This is a genomic window from Solibacillus silvestris (assembly GCF_051967575.1).
In the GTDB taxonomy this organism is placed as follows: domain Bacteria; phylum Bacillota; class Bacilli; order Bacillales_A; family Planococcaceae; genus Solibacillus; species Solibacillus silvestris_B.
On the sequence record NZ_JBQCJW010000002.1, the window covers coordinates 181,599 to 198,685 of the forward strand.

Consider the following 17,087-nt stretch of genomic DNA (forward strand, 5'->3'; position numbering starts at 1 on the left):
AGGAGGAATCTATGATGAGAGTTCTCATAACAGGTGGATATGGATTCATCGGTTCTCATGTAGCGGAACAATTTTATAAAGAAGGCTATGAAGTACACATCCTCGATGATTTATCAACAGGAAAAGCAGAAAATATATCATTTAAGCATAAATCCACTATACTTTCCATTGATGATGTGAAGTGTAAGGAAATATTTAAATCGTACAGCTTTGATATTGTTGTACATCTGGCTGCCCAAGTAAGCGTTACAAATTCTATTTTAAACCCGGTAAATGATGCCCAATCAAATATTGTCGGCTTGTTGAATATGCTGCAGCTGGCGGGGCAGCATCAGGTGAAAAAGTTTATTTTCGCTTCATCTGCAGCAATCTATGGAAATAATCCCGGCATTCCGCTGCTTGAAACGGAAAACGCAAAACCGATTTCCCCATACGGCATGAGTAAATGGATCGGCGAACAATATTGTACTGCATGGGGCGAGCAGCATTCTCTGGATGTTATTTGCCTCCGCTTTTCGAATGTTTACGGCCCGCGGCAAACGAATGAAGGCGAGGGTGGGGTTGTATCAATTTTCACATCGAAAATTTTGAAGAACGAACCTTTGGTAATTCATGGAGATGGTAACCAAACACGTGATTTTATTTACGTAAAAGATGTGGCGTTCGCCATTTTTAGAGCTTCGCAATCATTTGTGACAGGCACTTACAATTTATCGACGAATAGTCAGACGAGCATTCATCATATTACGGATCTATTAACGTCATTTCATCCTGGGACAGCTGTGACATACGGCCCCTTCCGGGAAGGTGACATTTACCACTCCTCATTAAATAATACGAGGATAAAAGAAGTGCTCGACTGGTCCCCTCTCCATAGTTTTGAAGATGGGCTTAAAAAAACTTATGAATGGGCAGTAAACGATTTCAAGAAAAAAACAGCTGAAATGAATAAAGTGAAAAAAAAGAATGCAACTATTCTTCCATCCAACTGGAAAATAGTTAAGCCATATGTAGAAAACATCGCACTGTTTATTGTACTGAGCATTATTATGCTTCAATTGAATCTGCCTATCATTTCTGTATTCTTATTTGGCGTTTTCTATATCATGACGATTGGTTCAATATACGGAAATACGCAAGCATTCCTGGGTGTCGCGCTTTCGTTTATATTGCTTGTGTATGATTATATTATACGCGGCCGGGAGCTCGTATCTTTATTATATGATACGACTTTCCTTTTCCAGATTGCGGTTTTTTTATTTATTGGACTAATTGTCGGTTATTCCGTACAACGTAAAAACAACAAAATTCAGGAGCAAAGCGAACAGCTGGATGATCTCGAAAAACGATATCGCTTTTTGGAGGATATCCACGCTGAGGTTCGGGATGTGAAAAACGAACTGCAATTCCGGGTTAAGAATAACGAGGATAGTTTCGGAAAAATTCATTCCGTTATTAAAGAATTGGATGATTTGGAGCCTGAAATAGTTTTTTCGAACACCGTAAAAGTCGTCGAGAAAATTATGCGCTGTGATGATGTATCCATCTATGTATTCAATAAATACCATTCCTTTTTGCGGCTTGTGGCTAATTCGGATTTTTCAAAAGATGGAGCTTCCCAAACTTCAATAAAAGTGGATGACACGGCTTTCGTTCAGCAAATTATACAAACAGGAAAGCCTTTTATTAATCGGACATTGGCGGTAAATGCCCCATTGATGGCCGCTCCTATTTTTTACAACAACGAACTGCGCGCCATTATTATGATTAACAGCTTGCCTTTTGAAAGCTTTTCGCGCTATCATGAAAATTTATTTGTTGTAGTAAAAGAGCTTGTACAGTCATCCTTATCCAGAGCCTTGGAGTTCATAAAAGTTTCGGAGGATCAACGCTATATCGAGAATACGTCCATTTTAAAAATCGACAAGTTCAAAGAGATTCTTGAAGCGAAGGAAGATGCAAAAAAAACTTACAATATGCCATACGTATTATTAACATATCGTATAGCTGTCGAGCTGCTTGAAGAAACTTCTGAAAACATCTCAAAAATGCTGCGGGAAACGGATTATTTAGGTTTTGAAAATAATCATCTTTATATTTTACTTTCAAATACTAAAAATAGTGACCTGCCATTTATTTTAGAACGTTTTGAGAATGCGGGCTATTATTTGGATGTGGACGAAAAGGTGAACCAATTATGATCTATTATCTTATATATATCGTAATATCAGCCATTGTTTTGCTGATTTTAAATAAAGGCGATTGGAAAGCATCGTATTTCAAAATATGTGTCGTTTCATTTATTCCAATTATCGGGTGGCTCCTCCCTTCTATTTGGCCAAGAAAATGGCTAAAAAAAGATGCGCATTTCTTTGCCCAATATTTAACGGAGCAGTCAGGAGACATTCATATCGAACTTTTAAAATCTGAAAGCAAGATTGAGCGTGATGAAGAATTGAACGTTGTATCCATTGAAGAAGCTTTATTAGTGAATGATTATGCTACACGTCGAAAAATTTTGATTGATGTATTAAAAGAAGATGCGATGAAATTTATCGATGTTTTAAAGACCGCTGTCACAAATGACGATACAGAAACATCTCATTATGCTGTAACAGCCGTTGTCGAGGTAAAACGCGAGCTGACAAACTTAATGCAAAAACTGGCTGTTGAATATAGTAAAAATCCGCAAAATACAGAAATTGCACAGGCATACGGAGATATTATTAAAGAATATTTAAGAAGCGGATTTTTGGATGCCCAATCAACAAAAAAATATCAAGTGACGTATATTGAAATATTGCAAAAAATTATTGAGAATGACGCTGCTGCTGAAGATGCATTCATCGAAAAAATTCATATGGAGCTTGCGATTCAGGACACGATCGCTGCAGAGCAAACTGCAATGGCTTTTAAAGAACGGTTTCCAAACTCCGAACAAGCCTATTTAACCGCGATGAAAATTTTTTTTGAAACTTTTGCTGCCGACAAGCTGCAGCAAGAATTACAGCTGTTAAAAGCTTCTCCTATAACGCTTTCCAATGAAGCTTTAAATTACGTACGATACTGGTCTGGGGTGTTTGAGTCACATGAAGGTCTTTCTGAATAACAGAAAAACAATTTTAATTATTGCGCTCATATTAGTGAGCGGCATCGTTTTGCATTTGTCCCGTTCTGAAGCCATTTTAAATACGGTGAAAAATGACTTGGAATTTACAGCCGACAAGGATTTACTTATGCCGACAGAAAAAAAAGCGCAATCAATCAGCAACCCCGCTTACTGTATTGTATACAACGAGCCATTTACGAAGCTTAAAAACAATATCGAAATGACATTGAACTATTTGCAGAAGCCATATAAAACGTTTGATGTCTCGCTAGGTAAAGTGGATTTATACAGCTGTCCAAATATTTTACTGGCAACTTCCGATTTACGATCTATCGGCACTGTCGAGGAAATAGAAAAATTCGTATCCAATGGCGGGAATTTATTTTCGATGACAACTTTAGAGCCTAATAGTCATTTCATATCCATATATCGCCATTTTGGAATTATAGACTTTTTCGGATTTGCCGATACAAAGAAAATTGTCATGACTTCGAATGTATTAATTGGCGCAAACGAAAAAACATTCTGGGAAACCGACTTGAATGATAGCAGTCTGAATGTAACGCTCGAAAATTCGATCCAGCCGAATATCGTCAACCAGGCTGGGTTGCCTTTACTTTGGAAAAGCAAGTATGGCGAGGGGGCATTTATTGCATTAAATATGAATATTGCTGCAGAGAAATATTCCCGGGGCCTCATTGCCGGAATGCTTAGCTTACAGGACGAGCCATTTATCTACCCTATTTTCAATGCCAAAACATTTTATATCGACGATTTCCCTGCACCAATTGCAAAAGGAAGAAATAAAATTATTTACAATGAGTACAAACAAGATTTGCCATCATTTTACCGAAATATTTGGTGGCCGAATATGATTCAAGCGGCAACCAATTACAATATCGTATATACGGGTGCTTTAATTGAATCATATGAAGATAAAGTAACCCCGCCATTCGATAATTCAATGGATATAGAACTGACATATTTAATCGGTTTTGGACGGGAGCTTATTAATAGCGGCGGAGAACTTGGCTATCATGGCTATAATCATCAATCGTTGACGCTTGACGAAAAAATATCGAAGTCTTTCGGATATAATGCATGGCAATCCGCCGACCATATGAAAGCTTCATTAATCGAGCTTAAAAGCTATACAAACAAAGCATTTCCTAAATATACCGTCACTTCCTATGTACCGCCATCAAATGTTTTATCAGCAGAAGGCCGCTCCATACTTAAGGAGGCACTGCCCGATTTAATTACGATTGGGTCATTATATTCAGAAGACCTTACGGAACGCTCGTACATACAGGAGTTTAATGTGGCGGAAGATTCAATTGTTGAAATGCCTCGGATTTCTTCCGGCTACTTCCCCTCTGTAACGAGCGAATGGGAGATTGCGAATGCTGTCACAGGCCATGGCTTTTTCTCGCATTTTATCCATCCGGACGATGTTATTAGCGAGGACCGTAGTAAAGGCGGGTGGGCGAGCATGTATGAGGAATTTGAGCATTTTATGAAAGATGTGCATACCCGATACCACTGGCTTGAGGCGACAACCGCAACAAATGCCGCTTTAAAAGTGGCAAATACGCTAAATTCGCATGTTCACTTTGAGCAAACAGAAAAAAACATTTTAGGCTCGATCGAACATTTCAATATCGTTCATGATTTTATATTACGTACGGAAAAAGCGATTAAGCAAACTAAAAACTGTTCTTACGAAAGAATAGACGACGATGTGTATTTAGTTTCTGCACATGATGCACAATTTGAAATTATATTTAAATGAAGGATGAGAAAATGAGAGTATGTTTAATCGCGGAAGGCTCGTACCCTTATGTTGCAGGCGGTGTATCCAGCTGGATCCACACGTTAATGACATCGATGCCCGATACGGAATTCGTCATTTTTGCGATTGCCGCACAACGCAAGCAGCAAGGTAAATTTAAATATACGTTACCGCCAAATCTAGTACGTGTCCATGAAGTTTTTTTGGATGCACATTTGGAAGAACAAGCAAAATGGGGAAAACGGTATAACCTCTCCCCTTCCCAAAAGAAGGATTTGTACGCATTAGTGAGCGGTGATGAAAACGTCAATTGGGAAAACCTCTTTCAATTAATTCGCAGCAAACAGTTTCAAAACGTTGGAGAATTTTTATCGAGTAAAGACTATTACGATATAATTCAGTATTTGGCCAAAACAAAATATTCCCAAGTGCCATATACAGAGCTATTTTGGACGGTCAGCTCCATGATTTTGCCGTTATTTTTAATTATCCGCGGAGAAATACCAGAGGCGGATTTGTATCATGCGGTTTCAACAGGCTATGCAGGTGTCGTCGGGGCACTTGCGAAGGTCGTGCACAAAAAACCGTTGCTATTAACCGAGCATGGTATATACTCGCGCGAACGTGAAGAGGAAATTATTAAAGCGAACTGGGTGAAAGGCTATTTTAAAGATTTATGGATCAACTATTTCTATACATTATCAAGCTCTATTTACAGTTTATCAGACGAAGTGATTACATTATTTGGCCGCAATAAAGAAATTGAAATAGAGCTAGGCTGCGATGAGCAAAAAATCCGCATCATCCCAAATGGCATTGAAGTCAGTGACTACGCAAATGTAGTCCGTACATTACCAGAAGATCGCATTCGCATTGGTGCCATTGTCCGGGTCGTTCCGATTAAAGATATTAAAATGATGATTCAAATGTTCGCCTTAGTGGAGCAAAAACTCCCTACTGCTGAATTATTTATAATGGGGCCAGCCGAAGAAGACTCGGAATATTATGATGAATGCATTCAGCTTGCAGAAGCGTTGGGCATTCGGAATATCCGCTTTACAGGCATGGTTCAAATTAAGGATTATTTAGGCAATCTCGATATTTTACTATTATCAAGCATCAGTGAAGGCCAGCCTTTAGCTATTTTAGAAGGGTTTGCCTGTGCGAAGCCATTCGTCTGCACAAATGTTGGAGGCTGCCGTGAGCTAATAGAAGGACGAGATGATCTTTATGGACCGGCAGGCTTTGTTGTCCCGGTAATGCAGCATTACGAGGAAATGGCGAGCTATGTATTAAAATTATGCGAGGATCATCAATTGCGTAAAGTAATGGGGCAAAATGGCTTCAACCGTGTAAGCCACTTATACAAACGTTCTGCATTCATTGATGGATACAAGGAACTGTATGCAAAACTAGGAGGTGCAGAAAAATGGCAGGTATCGGGTTCGAACTACGCAAGCTCTATCGTAAAGAAGGGCTAGTCAACAATATTCAAGCATATGCCTATTCGACAATGACGACGATTGGACCGATGATTTTATGTTTAATCCTTGTTTTTGTGCAGCAATATTTAATGGATCAGCACGGTGTTTCGTATTTGCAAAAAGAATTGTTCGTCGCAACACTCGCCTATTGCTTTGTATTTTCCATTATTATTACATCAGGGCTGTCCATTCTCGTAACAAGATACATTGCTGACAGAATCTATGAAAAGCAATATGATGAAGTGATCAATGCATATTACGGAAGCCTGCTGATCATACTTCCTATCGCAGCGATTATAGCCTTCGTTTTTTTATATTTCATAGAGGCGAGCTTTCACTATAAAATTGTTGCTTATTTATACTTTATCGAACTCGTCGTTATTTGGATGCAAAATGTATTCATGTCAGCTTTAAAAGACTATAAACGTATTTTCCGGAGCTTTGCGCTTGCTGTAATTTTAACGATAATTGCCAGCTTTTTATTGTTCCAATATACATCACTTGATCCTGTTATTATCGCATTGGCAAGCATGGTCATTGGCTTTGCAAGTATTTTAATATTATCGTCTTTGCATTTCGAGCAAGTATTTCCATCTGGCCATAAGAAAGATTATTTTGCATTTATGGCAGTCGTTAAGCAATATCCGACAATTTTCTTCAGCGGGCTCTTTGTTTATTCAGGTGTATATATTCATAATATTGTTTATTGGCTGTTTTCGGATAAAAACATGGAAATCTCCGGACATTTTTTATTGGCGCCATTTTATGATGTCCCAGTATTTTATGCATATTTATCGGTATTGCCTTCATTGATCTTTTTTGTCGTAATTATCGAAACCGATTTTTACGAACGTTTTTTAAATTACTACAAAAATGTTACAGATGGAGGCACGTTTGAAAGTCTCCAATCAGCAAAAAGGAAAATGCAAAAAACGCTCGTACACCGCATTGGCTTTTTGGCGGAGATTCAGCTTTTATTTTCCACGCTATCGATTGCGTTAGGTTTATTGTTTTTACCGAGAATCGGCTTTACGATGGATCAGATCGATATATTTATAACACTTTGTTTAGCTTATTTTTTCTTTATTTTAATGTTTGTACTCCTTCATATTTTAATGTACTTCGATGATCGAAAGGGGATTTTACTATTGTCTGGAGCTTTCATTGTACTAAGTGCTGCATTAACCTTTATCACAATGAAGCTAAACTTAAATGGCATGGGTATGTTTTTAGCTTCATTTATCGGGTTATGCATTGTGTTTGCACGATTAATGCATATATTGAGAAACATCGACTACTATACGTATTGCCCGCAGCCTATGATAACGATTGGAACTCCAGTTAAATCCGGAAAACGTATTTTAAAAAAATCCGCTATCTTTTCTGTTTTTATGTTAAGTATTTTACTAGTCGGCTGTTCAGATGAAGCAGATTCAACAACGAGCGATAATTCAAATATTGTGCAGAATAATGCTACGCCGAATACGAGCATTTCCGATATGATTTCTATTGATGATAAACGCATTTACGAGCGTGATGAAGATGGTTCAATCAAAACCTTCTATATTACAATTCTTCCTGACTCTAATAAACCAGAGTTAGATTGGTATGGTTTGAATCGTATTGTCGAACGTTTCAGCGAAGATAATTTAAAAATCATTTTATCAGAAGGTTCACCCGATGGAGCAGGTCCTAAAATCGGAATGTTCGGGGCGGATGCGACGACAGCAAATGCCAAAATTAGCTTGCGGGGGAACTCTTCACGTAACCAACCGCAAAAATCATACAAAATCAATTTGCTTGAAAGTGCTGGCACGTGGAACGATCAAACGACGATTAACTTAAATAAACATATTGCTGATGGGAGTCGTTTGCGAAACAAGCTAAGCTTCGATCTAATGGAGCAAATCCCGAATATTTCAAGCCTGCGCACACAATTTGTGCATTTATACGTGAAAGATTTGACAAGCGGCTCCAATACTTATGAGGATTACGGTTTGTATACACATGTCGAGCAGCCGAACAAAAAGTTTTTGCGAAATCACTTATTCGACCCGAACGGTTTTTTATATAAAGTGACATTTTTCGAATTTTTCCGTTATCCGGATCAAATTAAATCACATACAGATCCAGCATATAATAAAGAAGCATTTGAAACAATTTTGGAAATTAAAGGGCGCGAGGAACATGATAAGCTTATCCAAATGCTAAATGATGTGAATACAAACGAAATCCCGATCAATGATGTAATCGATCACCATTTTGACGAGGAGAATTTGCTTACATGGGTAGCCATCAATATTCTCATGGATAATATGGATACAGATGCCAATAACTTTTTCATCTATTCTCCCCTTAATATTAACAAATGGCTTATTTTGCCGTGGGATTATGATGATGGCTGGAACGTAGGGCGTAAAACGGTCACATTCCATCCGTATCGTTCCGGGATCAGTAATTTCTGGGGCAATAAATTATTAAACCGCTATTTTAGACAGCAGGAAAACGTCGATAAACTTACAGAGAAAATCGAGTATTTATATGAAAACTATATAAACGAACAAACCGTGACAGCACAGCTTGAAAAATATAAAAATATCCCTTACAAGCACATTACACGTTATCCGGATATTCAGTATTTGCCTTATCATTACACAGATTTCGAGCAAGAATTGCAGGAAATTATCGATACACCACGTCTGGCGTTGGAACGCTATTATGCGGATTTAGAAAAACCAAAGCCGTTTTACCAATCAGACAAAGCCATATTGCAAAACAATGAGCATATATTCTCTTGGGATCCATCCTTTGATTTGCAAGGAGATATCGTCTACTACACAGCTGTTGTCGCAAGAGATCCGGACATGCTTGATGTAGTTAAAAAAGTCGAAAAAATACGCGAAACGGAAATACGGACTGAAAGATTGCCGAAAGGGACTTATTATTTAAAAGTTACTGTTGAGGATGAGCACGGCAACAAACATGGCTCATTCGATTTACACCGGGACCGTGATAATGACTTAAACTACTTTGGCGTTATTGAAATCGAGGTGACAGAGTGAATTTCCAAGACAAAAAATTCAGACATGAAATGAAATATTATATCAACTATTTAGAAATGCCGTCCCTTCGTTCCCGCATTTCCACAATTATGAAAATGGACAAACATTCCGTCGATGAGAATGGCTACAATATTCGGAGTCTTTATTTTGACAGTGTGTATGACCATGCGCTTTATGATAAAAATGACGGGATTTTTGGGCGGGAAAAATATAGAATTCGCATATATAACAAGTCTGATAAAATTATAAATTTAGAACGTAAAAGTAAATTTGGCGACTTTATCGCAAAAGAATCTGTACGAATTTCTAGACAGGAATATGATGCTATTTTGCTCGGTCAGTATGAGTGCCTATTGCAAAGACAGGAACCATTAGTACGCGACTTTTATCATGCCCTACAATATCGTTTATTTAAACCGCGTGTCATTGTCGATTACATTCGTGCAGCTTACACATATGAATTAGGGAATGTTCGGGTGACATTTGATAAAGAATTAAAAGCTGGCATCAACGGTATTGATTTATTTAATGACCGTCTCACTTATGAAAATATATTATATCCGGAACAGCTTGTGCTTGAAGTGAAATTCGATAAGTTTTTACCTGATAATATACGTCAACTCGTTCAACCAGAACGTTTTGTTCGCTCTTCTATATCAAAATATGTTTTATGTAGAGAACGAACACTTCAATACTTTAAGTAAGGGGAATTTTTTTATGAATGAACCGTTAAATTTCCAGGATATCATTAAAAAGAGTGCACTTTCACTCGAATCTTTTGCATCTGTTTCATATTTTGAAATAATACTCGGTCTTTTATGCTCTTTCGCGATTGGAATGTTTATTTATTTCGTCTATAAAACATGCTTCCGTGGCGTTGTATATAGCTATAATTATAATGTTTCATTTGTTTTAATGACGATGATTACGACCGTTATCATCATGACGATCAGCACAAATATCGTCCTGTCTTTAGGGATGGTAGGCGCACTCAGTATTGTGCGGTTCCGTACTGCTGTGAAAGACCCTCTTGATATCGTTTATATGTTTTGGGCGATTTCGGCCGGTATCGCCATAGGTGCCGGTATGTATCCTTTAGCTCTTATCGGTTCAGCCGCATTCGGGGCTACAATCGCATGGCTTTCCAAAAAGAAAATTCGCGGGGAAACATATTTGCTTGTCATTCATTACAATCAGGAAGCTCATGACGAAATAAAGCAAGTGCTGGCAAAATTGAATACAAAACTAAAATCGAAATCTGTTCGTAGTGGTCTAATCGAAATGACAGTGGAAATCAGATTAGTGGATGACAATACATATTTCGTTAATTTAATTGATGGGATTGAAGGTGTCCACGCTTGTTCGCTCGTAAATTATACAGGCGATTATGCGCAGTAAGAAAAATGGTGTATGGAAAGTTGCATTTTCCATACACCATTTTTTTGTATTAGTTATTAATATATTTCTCAAAAACATCGCCGAAATCTTTTTTCGCAAATGCTTTCTTTTGATCAGCTAGCCAGCTTTGCGAGAATGCCGTAATTTCTTTAAACGCTTCAGCCGGAGACACGCCATCAACACCTGTACGGCCGATAGCTGAAGCCGCTAAATTCAAGCTCTGTTTTGCCGCATCCATATAGAACGTATTCGCCTTTTGCTCTAAAGAAATAGCATGGAGCGCTTTGTATAAATCTTTAATTTCGGCTAAATGCTTTTTATGGATATCGATAGTTAATGGAAGATTGCCGATTACAAATTTAATCTCTACATCTAAATCAATCGTACCTGCTGTTTCCAATAACACTTCATCAATCGCATAATGCTCGTAATCATAACGACGCAGCATACGTTTTTTACTAATCGCATTTGCCCCATCTACGTGAATCAATGCATAGTTTGTAAAGCAATATTCATCCGCTTTTGTTTTTATTAAAAAATAAATCTTCTCGTCGATTTCATTGAAAATAAAATCATCGGAATCAGTCTTATCAAAATCCTCCCTTGATATAACTACACCAATATCGGATAAACCTAAAGCATCCGAAGCAAATTTCTTGAACATTGTTGTGCCTCCTTTAATTGAATACTTGTAATACGTATGTTTAATTTAAAAGTTTCAAAAATCCGCTTATATTGCTGAATTCATTCAAATTCATAGGAAATCGCAGCTAGTGCATAGAGCGGCGCCGTTTCAGCCCGCAATATACGAGGACCGAGCGACATTGTTTGCGCGCCTGCCTCAAGAAGTACAGCAGATTCTTGACGTGAAATTCCACCCTCCGGACCAAAAATGCATAAAATGCGAAGCTCTTTTCCCTTATTCAATAATTGGAGTTTTTGTTTAAAGCTTGTCCGATTATCAAGCTTGGCATCTTCTTCATCTGCAATATAAATCTCGTCATAGCCAACAAATGTTTGGACAAGCTGTTTAAAGCTAATTGGTAATACAACTTGCGGGACATGTGTTCGATGAGATTGCTCAGCAGCTTCCTGTGCGATTTTTTGAAGACGTTCCTGATTTTTTTTCGCTTTCTTGTCATCCCACTTAACGATAGAGCGCTCTGCTGCAAATGGGATTAATGCATGCATACCTAACTCTGTAGCTTTTTGGGCGATGAGCTCTAATTTATCCGCTTTTGGTAAACCACATGCGATATCTATTTTGATCGGCATTTCCGGCGAAGGGATGGACTTACCTGTTTTTTTAACGAGCACTTCTTGATCAATCGCCATAATCTCACAAATATTCGCGATGTTTTTATAAACAACGATAATTTCTTCTCCAGCTGCCATGCGCATTACTTTACTAATATGACGCGCATTTTCTCCTGTAATGATAAATTCGTTTTCGTCATTTCCAATTGTTTCAACAAAATATCTTTGCATTATGTCCGCTCCTCGTTATACAAAAACAACAGCTGCACGAAAACAGCTGTTGTTTTAAAAATTCCATTATGGACGGCGTGAAATAATCGCTACCCAGTCTTCCATCATTAGTACTTCCTCAATCATGAATCCGGATTTTTCCAGTGATTCTTTGACATCGTCTTTCTTCGCGCCAATAATTCCCGATGTGACATATACGCCACCCGGTTTTACGATTGAAAATGCATCATCGGTAAACGACATAATAATTTCAGCTAAAATATTCGCTACGACAATGTCAGCCGGTTCTTTTACAGTATCCAATAAATTGCCATGGAACACTTCTACAATATGATCCATTTTATTTAATTCGACATTTTCACGGGCCGCTGTAACTGCCACATCGTCCAAATCCAATGCATGAACATTTTTTGCTCCTAGCATCGCAGCTCCGATCGATAATACGCCAGACCCGGTACCTACATCCACTACAGTGCTTCCTTGTTGCACAACCTTTTCGAGCGCTTGTAAACACATTACTGTCGTAGGATGTGTCCCTGTCCCGAATGCCATTCCCGGATCCAATTCAATAATTAATTCGTCTGTCGAAACTGGGGTATAGTCTTCCCATGTCGGCACAATTGTAAAACGTTCGGAAATTTTGACAGGGTGGTAATATTGCTTCCAAGCCGTTGACCAATCTTCCTCATCGACTTCACACATCGTTAATATGTTTTCACCAATATTAATATTAAAGTTTACAAGATTTGCGATTGCAAGCTTAATTTCTTCGATTGTCTCCGCTAAAAAACTTGAAGCCGATAAATATGCTTTCACAATGACACCTGTTTTTGGGAAATCTTCTGGATTCAGTGCATAAATTTCACCGAATTTATCGATTCTCTCTTTGTCTAATTCCCTTGAATCTTCAATTACAACACCACTTGCACCGGCTTCGTGCAAAATGTTCGTCACTGCATCAACGGCCTCATGCGTCGTTAAAATCGAAAGCTCTGTCCATTTCACCTGCAATACACTCCTTTTAGTCGCCCTTTATTTTTTTCTTGATTTTATCAAATAGTGAACTACCTTGTTCCTCAGGAATGTCTCCACTTATTTCTGCAAACTCGCGCAGTAATTGTTTTTGTTTTTCAGTCAGTTTTGTCGGTGTGACAACTTTCACGATTACATATTGATTCCCTGTACCATAGCCGTGTACATTTTTTACACCTTTGTCCTTTAAGCGGAATTGTGCGCCGGATTGTGTGCCTGCTGGGATTTTCAGCTTCACTTTACCATGGATTGTCGGCACTTCGATTTCATCGCCTAAAGCAGCTTGCGGAAATGTTAAGTTAAGTTCATATAAAATATCATCGCCATCCCGCTCGAAATGCTCATGCTTCCGAACAGCGAAAATAATATACAAATCTCCCGCTGGCCCATTGTTGAATCCTGCTTCACCTTGACCTGCTACACGTAGTTGTTGCCCATCATCGACACCTGCCGGAATCGTGATTTTGATTTTTTTCTTTTTCGTTACACTACCCGTACCACGGCACGATGTACATTTATCCACAATAATTTTACCTTGCCCTCGACAACTTGGGCAAGAGCGTTTGTTCATCATGCGGCCAAATGGTGTATCAACAGCTTGGTTGATTTGACCTGCACCATTACATTGTGAACATGTTTGCGGCTGGGTTCCTGGCTTTGCGCCTGAACCATGACATGTATCACAAGTTTCTTCTTTCGGAATTTCGATTTCTGTTTCTTTTCCGAATACAGCTTCTTCAAATGTAATATTCATGCGGAATTGTAAATCATCGCCTTTACGCGGTGCATTTGGGTCTTGACGGCGCCCGCCTCCGAAGAACGAACTGAAAATGTCCTCGAAGCCGCCGAAACCTCCGCCGCCACCGCCAAAGCCTGCATTCGGATCTTCATGGCCAAACTGATCATACCGTGCGCGTTTTTGATCGTCTGAAAGCACTTCATATGCTTCTGCCACCTCTTTGAATTTTACATCAGCACCCTCTTCTTTGTTTAAATCAGGGTGATATTGTTTTGATAATTTACGATAAGCTTTTTTTATATCATCTTTGCTCGCGCCTTTGCTAAGGCCAAGCACTTCATAGTAATCGCGCTTACTCATTGTTCACTCTCCGCTCTTTTTACATAACGTCTATTTTAACATGTTGAAAAATTGATGTATAGCTTTTGCTTTGGTCCATCTTATGTGAATTTAAATAATGTTTCGGATTGTTCATAAAGTCCGTTGTGCTGCTAATAAAGTCCAGTGCTTTCCATTTCGGGTCGGACGCTTTCCGCGGGCGTGGCCTGAGCCTGTAGTCTCAGGCATCACGCTATTCCCGCTGGAAGCTTGCTTGTAGCGAAAGGCGTTAGCCGTCAGCTACACTCGCCTCCCCTTCATTCCAAGCACTTCTCGTTTAGTATTAAATTTCTATTCTAATTAAGTTTCATTTTGAGGCACGCTTAATCCCTAAAAAGTCGGCCCCTCTACTCCGCACAACTCAGGTTTGATATGGGGGTTGGACTTCTTATTTAATTTGAGTCAAGGCTTGGTGAAATTTATTAACCGTCTTTTCGATGAGTTCTACATTCTAGGCGAGCACTTTATACTTTTCGGGAAATCTCTTCTACTTTTCCCTGAATAGCTTCCACATTAGTCGCTGAACTTTCTACTTTCGCTTCATTAAGTACACCTTTCTCAAGGAAATCCGCTAATAAGATTTGCACTGCCCGCGAACCACGGGCGGTGCTTCTTACTAACCATGCACAAACTTAAAAGCCAAAGCCGCGAGCGGTCTTTGGCTTTTAAGTTTAGAATCATAAACGATTATTTATTGTCTTTGTCGTCTTTTACTTCTTCAAAGTCAGCGTCTACGATCCCGTCGTCTTTTTGACCAGCGTCTGCTGCGCCTTCAAAGCCTTCAGCTCCGCCTTGTGCTGCTTGTGCCGCTGCTGCCGCTTGTTCGTATACTTTCATTACTAATGGTTGTAATACGCCTTCTAATTTTTCTTTAGAAGCTTTGATGCCTTCAAGCTCGCCTTTTTCCAAAGCTGCTTTTAACTCGTCGCGTGCATCTTCAACAGATTTCTTTTCGTCCTCTGTGATTTGCTCGCCTAAGTCTGTGATTGTTTTATCCACTTGGAATACTAATTGGTCTGCTTCGTTGCGAAGATCTGCTTCTTCTTTACGTTTCGCATCTGCTTCAGCGTTCGCTTCTGCATCTTTCACCATGCGCTCGATTTCTTCTTCTGATAAACCTGAATCAGATTGGATGACGATTGTTTGTTCTTTTTGTGTTCCTAAGTCTTTCGCTTTAACTGATACGATACCGTTTGCATCAATATCGAATGTTACTTCGATTTGTGGAATACCGCGTGGTGCTGGCGGAATATCAGATAATTGGAAGCGACCAAGTGTTTTGTTGTCTGCAGCCATTGAACGTTCACCTTGTAATACGTGAATGTCTACTGCCGGCTGGTTGTCTGCAGCTGTTGAGAACACTTGAGATTTAGATGTTGGGATTGTTGTGTTACGATCGATCAGTTTCGTCATAACGCCGCCCATTGTTTCGATACCTAATGATAATGGTGTTACGTCCAATAATAATACGCCTTGTACGTCACCAGCCAATACGCCGCCTTGTACAGCAGCACCCATTGCTACTACTTCGTCCGGGTTTACGCCTTTGTGCGGCTCATGACCAGTTGCTTTTTTGATTGCTTCTACTACTGCAGGAATACGAGTAGAACCACCAACTAAGATTACTTTATCTAATTCTGAAGCAGAAAGACCTGCATCTGATAATGCTTGACGAGTCGGAATAATTGTACGCTCTACTAAGTCTTTTGTTAAATCATCGAATTTCGCACGTGATAATGACATTTCCAAGTGAAGAGGGCCATCAGCACCTGCTGTGATGAATGGTAATGAAATTTGAGTAGAAGTTACACCTGATAAGTCTTTTTTCGCTTTTTCAGCTGCATCTTTTAAACGTTGCATTGCCATTTTGTCTTTCGATAAGTCTACTGAATTTTCTTTTTTGAACTCTTCTACTAAATGAGCGATGATTTTGTCGTCGAAGTCGTCACCGCCAAGTTTGTTGTCACCTGCTGTTGCTAATACTTCAAATACGCCATCCGCTAATTCAAGGATCGATACGTCAAATGTACCTCCGCCTAAGTCGAATACTAGAATTTTTTGGTCAACATCTTGTTGATCTAAACCGTAAGCTAATGCTGCAGCTGTTGGTTCGTTGATAATACGCTCTACTTCTAAACCAGCGATTTTACCGGCATCTTTAGTTGCTTGACGTTGAGCATCGTTGAAGTAAGCAGGAACTGTAATAACAGCTTTTGTTACTTTTTCGCCTAAGTAGTCTTCAGCATAGCCTTTTAAGTATTGTAAAATCATTGCAGATACTTCTTGTGGTGTGTACTCTGTATCATCTACTTTTACTTTATCGTTCGTACCCATTTTTGATTTAATCGAAATAATTGTGTTCGGGTTTGTTACCGCTTGGCGTTTCGCTACTTCACCCACTTGTTTTTCTCCATTTTTGAATGCTACTACTGATGGAGATGTACGGTTGCCTTCCGGGTTTGGGATTACTTTTGGTTCTCCGCCTTCTAATACAGATACACAAGAGTTTGTTGTACCTAAGTCAATACCGATAATTTTGCTCATAATTCGTTTTTCCTCCTAATAATAAAACAATGTTGTCTTTATTTTTAATTCAAGTAAGAAA

General features: G+C 38.9%; 12 protein-coding genes. 7 read left to right on the forward strand and 5 right to left on the reverse strand.

Annotated elements, in window-relative coordinates:
- Positions 1–14 precede the first annotated feature (14 nt).
- The 7 genes from ACTHOQ_RS02170 to ACTHOQ_RS02200 are packed head-to-tail and all read left to right on the forward strand — an operon-like array spanning position 15 to position 10,845.
- Positions 15–2,201, forward strand: a complete 2,187-nt coding sequence (locus ACTHOQ_RS02170; protein WP_440494025.1) for an NAD-dependent epimerase/dehydratase family protein — start codon at positions 15–17, stop codon at positions 2,199–2,201.
- A complete protein-coding gene (locus tag ACTHOQ_RS02175) occupies positions 2,198–3,109 on the forward strand; it encodes a hypothetical protein (protein WP_440494026.1) in 912 nt (303 codons plus the stop codon). The genes ACTHOQ_RS02170 and ACTHOQ_RS02175 overlap by 4 nt, the downstream gene beginning before the upstream one ends.
- The gene (locus ACTHOQ_RS02180; protein WP_440494027.1) at positions 3,090–4,901 is read left to right on the forward strand and encodes a DUF2194 domain-containing protein; all 1,812 of its coding nucleotides are present in this window, start codon (positions 3,090–3,092) and stop codon (positions 4,899–4,901) included. The genes ACTHOQ_RS02175 and ACTHOQ_RS02180 overlap by 20 nt, the downstream gene beginning before the upstream one ends.
- An 11-nt stretch (positions 4,902–4,912) precedes the next feature.
- Positions 4,913–6,382, forward strand: coding sequence for a GT4 family glycosyltransferase PelF (pelF, locus tag ACTHOQ_RS02185; RefSeq protein WP_440494028.1), 1,470 nt, complete (start codon positions 4,913–4,915; stop codon positions 6,380–6,382).
- Positions 6,331–9,447: an exopolysaccharide Pel transporter PelG gene (pelG, locus tag ACTHOQ_RS02190; RefSeq protein WP_440494029.1), complete on the forward strand. Its 3,117-nt coding sequence runs from the start codon at positions 6,331–6,333 to the stop codon at positions 9,445–9,447. The genes pelF and pelG overlap by 52 nt, the downstream gene beginning before the upstream one ends.
- On the forward strand, positions 9,444–10,151 hold the full coding sequence (locus tag ACTHOQ_RS02195) for a polyphosphate polymerase domain-containing protein (RefSeq protein WP_440494030.1): 708 nt from the start codon (positions 9,444–9,446) through the stop codon (positions 10,149–10,151). Before pelG ends, ACTHOQ_RS02195 begins: the two co-directional genes overlap by 4 nt.
- Before the next feature lie 13 nt (positions 10,152–10,164).
- Positions 10,165–10,845 carry a DUF4956 domain-containing protein gene (locus ACTHOQ_RS02200; protein WP_440494031.1) on the forward strand — a complete coding sequence of 227 codons (681 nt, stop codon included), beginning with the start codon at positions 10,165–10,167 and terminating at the stop codon, positions 10,843–10,845.
- A 49-nt stretch (positions 10,846–10,894) separates the two neighbouring features.
- On the opposite strand, the gene ACTHOQ_RS02205 is transcribed toward ACTHOQ_RS02200, so the two are convergent.
- From ACTHOQ_RS02205 to dnaK, 5 genes are all read right to left on the reverse strand, one after another.
- Entirely contained in the window at positions 10,895–11,509 is a 615-nt protein-coding gene (locus tag ACTHOQ_RS02205) for a PH domain-containing protein (RefSeq protein WP_440494032.1), read from the reverse strand.
- An 80-nt stretch (positions 11,510–11,589) separates the two neighbouring features.
- Positions 11,590–12,333 carry a 16S rRNA (uracil(1498)-N(3))-methyltransferase gene (locus tag ACTHOQ_RS02210; RefSeq protein WP_440494033.1) on the reverse strand — a complete coding sequence of 248 codons (744 nt, stop codon included), beginning with the start codon at positions 12,331–12,333 and terminating at the stop codon, positions 11,590–11,592.
- 66 nt (positions 12,334–12,399) lie between these two features.
- On the reverse strand, positions 12,400–13,338 hold the full coding sequence (prmA, locus tag ACTHOQ_RS02215) for a 50S ribosomal protein L11 methyltransferase (protein WP_440494034.1): 939 nt from the start codon (positions 13,336–13,338) through the stop codon (positions 12,400–12,402).
- A gap of 16 nt (positions 13,339–13,354) precedes the next feature.
- The gene (gene dnaJ, locus ACTHOQ_RS02220) at positions 13,355–14,464 is read right to left on the reverse strand and encodes a molecular chaperone DnaJ (protein WP_440494035.1); all 1,110 of its coding nucleotides are present in this window, start codon (positions 14,462–14,464) and stop codon (positions 13,355–13,357) included.
- Positions 14,465–15,169: 705 nt separating this feature from the next.
- Positions 15,170–17,026, reverse strand: a complete 1,857-nt coding sequence (dnaK, locus tag ACTHOQ_RS02225; RefSeq protein ID WP_440494036.1) for a molecular chaperone DnaK — start codon at positions 17,024–17,026, stop codon at positions 15,170–15,172.
- Between the last annotated feature and the right edge of the window lie 61 nt (positions 17,027–17,087).